The organism is Planktothrix sp. FACHB-1355 (assembly GCF_014748295.1).
Classification (GTDB): domain Bacteria; phylum Cyanobacteriota; class Cyanobacteriia; order Cyanobacteriales; family Aerosakkonemataceae; genus Aerosakkonema; species Aerosakkonema funiforme_A.
This window is the reverse complement of record NZ_JACJUP010000430.1, coordinates 1-5053: the sequence shown is the minus strand read 5'-3', so window position 1 is coordinate 5053 and position 5053 is coordinate 1. Positions and strand designations below refer to the sequence as shown.

3 protein-coding genes and 3 pseudogenes are annotated in these 5053 nt (G+C 42.3%); 5 read left to right on the top strand and 1 reads right to left on the bottom strand.

Annotated features, from left to right (window positions below; all coding sequences use genetic code 11):
- The 3 genes and pseudogenes from H6S82_RS17640 to H6S82_RS17630 all read left to right on the top strand — a co-directional run.
- Positions 1-198: pseudogene (locus H6S82_RS17640) on the top strand (sulfide:quinone reductase); the annotation flags it as partial.
- Between the two features lie 204 nt (positions 199-402).
- Positions 403-864 carry a pentapeptide repeat-containing protein gene (locus H6S82_RS17635; RefSeq protein ID WP_190474352.1) on the top strand — a complete coding sequence of 154 codons (462 nt, stop codon included), beginning with the start codon at positions 403-405 and terminating at the stop codon, positions 862-864.
- A 410-nt stretch (positions 865-1274) separates the two neighbouring features.
- Entirely contained in the window at positions 1275-2879 is a 1605-nt protein-coding gene (locus tag H6S82_RS17630; protein WP_190474355.1) for a helix-turn-helix domain-containing protein, read from the top strand.
- 86 nt (positions 2880-2965) lie between these two features.
- On the opposite strand, the pseudogene H6S82_RS33615 reads toward H6S82_RS17630, so the two are convergent.
- Positions 2966-3175: pseudogene (locus H6S82_RS33615) on the bottom strand (GAF domain-containing protein); the annotation flags it as partial.
- A gap of 217 nt (positions 3176-3392) precedes the next feature.
- Here H6S82_RS33615 and H6S82_RS17625 point away from each other — a divergent pair.
- The gene (locus tag H6S82_RS17625; RefSeq protein ID WP_190474356.1) at positions 3393-4412 is read left to right on the top strand and encodes a PstS family phosphate ABC transporter substrate-binding protein; all 1020 of its coding nucleotides are present in this window, start codon (positions 3393-3395) and stop codon (positions 4410-4412) included.
- A gap of 114 nt (positions 4413-4526) precedes the next feature.
- Positions 4527-5053, top strand: a pseudogene (locus tag H6S82_RS17620) (phosphate ABC transporter permease subunit PstC); the annotation flags it as partial.

Sequence of the window (5053 nt, the reverse complement as noted above, 5' to 3'; positions counted from 1 at the left end):
CAAGGACGCTGGGTAAACTGGGTGAAAGCAGCATTTGAGAAGTATTTTCTCCTCAAGATGAAGTTGGGATGGGGTTTGCCTTGGTTTGAAATCTTGGGTTTGCGAATTTTATTCGGATTGTCGCTACTGAAAAATTGCGATTCAGTGCAGGAGAAGGCAATGAACAAAAATAGTTTGGAAGCTTCTATTAAGCGTTAAATTTTAAATTTTGATGTAAAACTACCTAATATTATACAACAACATAGGCAAGCTGTCAACCAAAATTTTCCACCTAGCCTCAGAGTTGTTCTCCAACTTTCGAGCATCACAGCCAACTTGTGCTTTCGGTCAACATCCGACCCAAATTTAGTGAGATAATAGAAGAGTGAGGAAAACTACCACCTTCGATGGAAGGGGAAGATTATGAAACTTTTTCATGTCGCAACCTTAAGCTTATTTGCTCCCCTATTTTTGAATAGCCCAGTTCTAGCTGGAAATCCGCTTCACCTACAACAGCTATTGTCAACTGGTCAATGTTATCGGTGCGATCTATCAGGAGCCGATCTCAGGAGCGCACACTTAATTGGTGCCGATTTGAGAGAAGCTAACCTGCAAGGTGCCAACCTCACTCGCGCCAACTTAGAAGGTGCCGATTTAACCAATGCTAACTTGGCAGGCGCTGACTTAACTCAAGCTTTTCTCACCAACGCCGATCTTAAGCAAGCGAATCTCGACAACGTAAATTTAACTCGCGCTACAATCTATGACGCTAATGTGTTTCAGGCATCAATGAATAATCTTAATATCACCGATGCCGAGATTTTTAATACAGCGATCGGCATTGGGGGAGAAGATGCTGAGGTTCCAGATTGGCCTAGATACTAAACAACCAATTCAATAATCCCAGAAACCGGGTTTTTTGAGGCTATAGCAACGAAATAAACCCGGTTTCTTTTTCTTTATTCTGAGTAATAAATTGGCAGTTGAGTTACTTCAAAGTTAGTATAAGTATATACCTACCGTAACAATAAAAAAACAATCTAAAATAGGTAAAAATGTTTACTATGAACAGAAGTACCTAAAAAATATCCTTATTTTATAAAAATTAAAACCACAACCTTGTCTAAGATTAGTTGGTCAACTCAGACCAATTTTGAGTTCTTAGTCTAATCGCTGGCAATTAAGCGATGATTCGCTATGGGTTTTCCCATGCAATGCTTACCGTTAAAGTAAGCAAATAAATAAGTTAGAAGTTTGACCTAGTATCCCAACTATCAAATATTCCAGGTTAGTTTATGACTTATAAAATCCCAGGAAATTGTCTTGCTTGTGATAGTTGCCGCACCCATTGTCCCACAGGCGCAATTAAAACAGACGAACAAAATTATTGGATAGACGGTAGTCTTTGTAACAATTGCGAAGGCTACTATTCGGAACCGCAGTGTCTAGCTTTTTGTCCGACCGCTTGTCCTGTACCTTCAGAGCCAAAAAAAGGTAGATATAAAGTAGATATCAGACCTGCAACCAGTCCTGACTTATTCGCCAATGTGAAGAATAATCCGTTTGCATCTTCAATGGTGATGTGGGAACTTTGCAACCTATTAGCACAACGACAATCGTTAGATTGGAAAGTGAATGATGTGGGGCAACCCTATTACGAGAGACAAGTCAACGGAGGGCAGGGAAGAATTGTCCTACACATCACTAATAGCTTAGCTGGTGAATCCGATCCTCTGGCCCGTGAAGAAGCTATTGCAGCAATTGAATCCTTGGATATCAGATCTGCCTGTATGCACCTGATTTACGCTGCACACGCTACGGCGTTGGAAAAGCCTTGGGAGCAAGAGTTTCTCATTAGCGATCGTCAAATTGAGGAGTACTTAGAACTGGATAAACGTAAGGACCTCAGTAAATCGACAAAACTATCTATCATCAAAAAAATTGCCGAACAGCCTTGCACAATAACCGCTTCCTTTTCTTGGCCTAAACAAGGTAAAGTTAACGAATTTTCAGTGGCAGAAAGCCGCTTATGGCACCTGCTAGAAATTCAACATCATTTCCAAGAAGACGAAATTGGTTGTAAATCCCTAGTTGGTTTAACTTTCAAAGTTAGAGCAGGTATTTGGGCGCAATATTTTTTGAACAAACAAGGCTGTAAGCAGCGAACGCATTTTTATCAGTATGGGGTTTTGGCTCAATCCCTCTTAAGCGCTGTGATGAGTATTTGGCAGCAACATGAAGGTGCTGCTCGCATGATGCTTTGGCTGCTATTTAAAACCAAAATGGGAAAAGAACAACGCATTACCGTACCAACCTTAATGCGTGTTGCTTACGGTGAAAAAAGAGTAGGTTATGCCTCTCAAAATAGAGAAGAAAGAAAGCGACTTTTACGAACATTTGAAAGCGATTTAGAATGTTTAAATCGTTATAACCTAAAGCCTGTATTCGATCCAGTGACTTATCCACCTGAAATTCAACCGCTTTGGGCGAAGTTAGCCGAAATTCCAGATGATGCCGAAGCAGCGTTAGATTTTTGGATTAAGGATGGTAGCAATGGCACACGCATTACAGATGCTAGCCCTCGCGGTAAATGGAATTTGTTAATGAATGCCCGTATTTTATGGTTTGAACTTCCACCCGATTGGGAACAAGTAAGGACTGATACCAACAATAAAAAACAAGGCTCTCGCCACAAAAAGACAAAGTTAAAAGAGCAGTCTATCCTTTTACCGGAACAGATTACTATGGCCAGGAAAAATCAGGGAATTAGCCAGAGGGCTTTAGCGCAAATGACAGGTAAAAGCCAAAGTTGGATTCGGGATTTAGAAAAAGGCCGTTTATCTGCAAAGTTGGAAGACCAAACGCTATTGCGAAAAGCTTTAGGTTTAAGTTGTTCGTAATTGCTGCGGTCAGCTTCTTCCTGGGATCGGCAACAGGTTCTCAAAATTGACTCTCGCCAATTTGTTGAGCGGTAGCTACATTGACGATCGCGAGCTTCCAGCGGACGACATACCGCTGGAAAATTCAGACCCAAAAGCGAACTGAGGCGATTTCGATCGACCGACTCTGCAATTACCTTACCGCTGCCATTGGCGTGAAAACGATAAATCATGACTCGTTCCGTTCCTAAGAACGATCTAATCTCTGCTACCGTTGCCGTTAATATTTCTTCTAATTCTAGAGATTGACGAATTTTATAGGCGATCGTTACTTACATCCGTTACTGGTTGAGCGGCTATTGATTAAACTGCTTTACCAAATAAGAGAACAATTAACCAATAATTAACCTAGCCATAACTTTCAATAAAAAAGTTTTAATCTATTCATAACCTTTCATTATAACCCCTTAACCAAGGACAGGTATCCTACTAAGGTCAGAATTAAACGACGCTAAGCGTCAGGGAGAAAATAATATGGTGGTACACAAGCGGAAATTCAAGCTTAACCGCTTCACCACGATCGCCGCTATGGCAGTTGCAGCTACCACCATTGGCGTATCTGTATCTTCTGTGAAATCCCAAAGTCCGGCTTTAATCAAGATAGACGGGTCAAGTACCGTTTACCCCGTTACGGCAGCAGTAGCAGAAGAATTTCAGCGCTCCAAGGGAAATGCAGTGAGAGTAACTGTGGGCATTTCCGGAACAGGAGGTGGATTTAAAAAGTTTTGTCGTGGCGAAACAGACGTTTCCAACGCATCGCGACCAATCCTCGCTGAAGAGTTGCAAGCTTGTAGAGCAGCTGGCGTTCAGTTCATAGAATTGCCCGTCGCATATGACGCACTCACAGTAGTTGTCAATCCACAAAACAACTGGGCAACTAATATTAGTGTTGCCGAACTGAAGAAAATGTGGGAACCTGCATCGCAGGGCTCTGTGACAAAATGGAATCAGGTACGTCAGGGATGGCCAAATGCTCCGTTAAAACTGTTTGGGCCTGGTGCTGATTCCGGTACATTTGACTATTTCACAGAAGCGGTTGTCGGTAAATCCAAATCGAGTCGCGGCGATTACACTGCCAGCGAAGATGATAACGTATTAGTACAGGGAGTAAGTCGCGATCGCAGTGCCTTGGGTTACTTTGGTTACGCTTATTACGAAGCGAATAGAAGCCGACTCAAAGCCGTAGCAGTTAACGGCGTTTTACCTTCTCGTCAGACTGTAGAAAACGGTTCTTACAAACCTCTTTCTCGGCCTATATTTATCTATGTAAATGCCAAGGCTGCTCAGCGCGGCGAAGTCAGAGATTTTGTCAGCTTTTACATGAGCAATGCGCCTCGTTTAGTACCCGCAGTGAAGTATGTTCCCTTACCAGCCCAAGCATATACAATTGCCAGCCAGCATTTCCAAAATCGCAAGTTGGGTACAGTATTTGCTGGCGATGCACCAGTTGGTTTGACAATTCAGCAGTTGCTACAGCGGGAAGCAAGACAATAAAAAATTGTGGTTCTTTCGCACCAAGAAACCGGGTTTCTACGAAAAATGGTAATTTCACCGTGAACGCTCGATTCAAAAACCCGGTTTCTAGTCCCAAGCATAATCCTAAATCTTATGACAGACAAATCACTGCATCTATCCAGACAAGGGCAATTATCGCCAAAGCGAATACGCAATTTGCGAGAAAAGGCGATCGAGATTTTGTTGTTTTTGGCTGCCTTTTCTTGCGTAGGAATTACATTTGAGATACTTTACATTTTAGTTTCCGAATCTTTGGTTTTCTTCGAGACGGTTCCCCTAGTAAAATTCCTCACCGATACGCAATGGACGCCATTGTTTAGCGATGCCCACTACGGAATATTACCTTTAGTTTCAGGCACTTTGGTAACTACAGTTGTAGCTTTGCTAGTAGCAGTTCCGCTAGGTACTATTTCGGCAATTTACCTGAGCGAATTTGCCGATAATCGGTGGCGCGAATTAATCAAACCTTGTTTAGAATTGCTGGCGGGTGTTCCCACAGTAGTTTATGGCTATTTCGCACTGGTTTTCGTCACTCCCCTGTTGCAGAAATTACTGCCAGACCTCTCAGGTTTCAATATGTTGAGTGCGGGTTTAGTAATGGGAATTATGATTATTCCCTA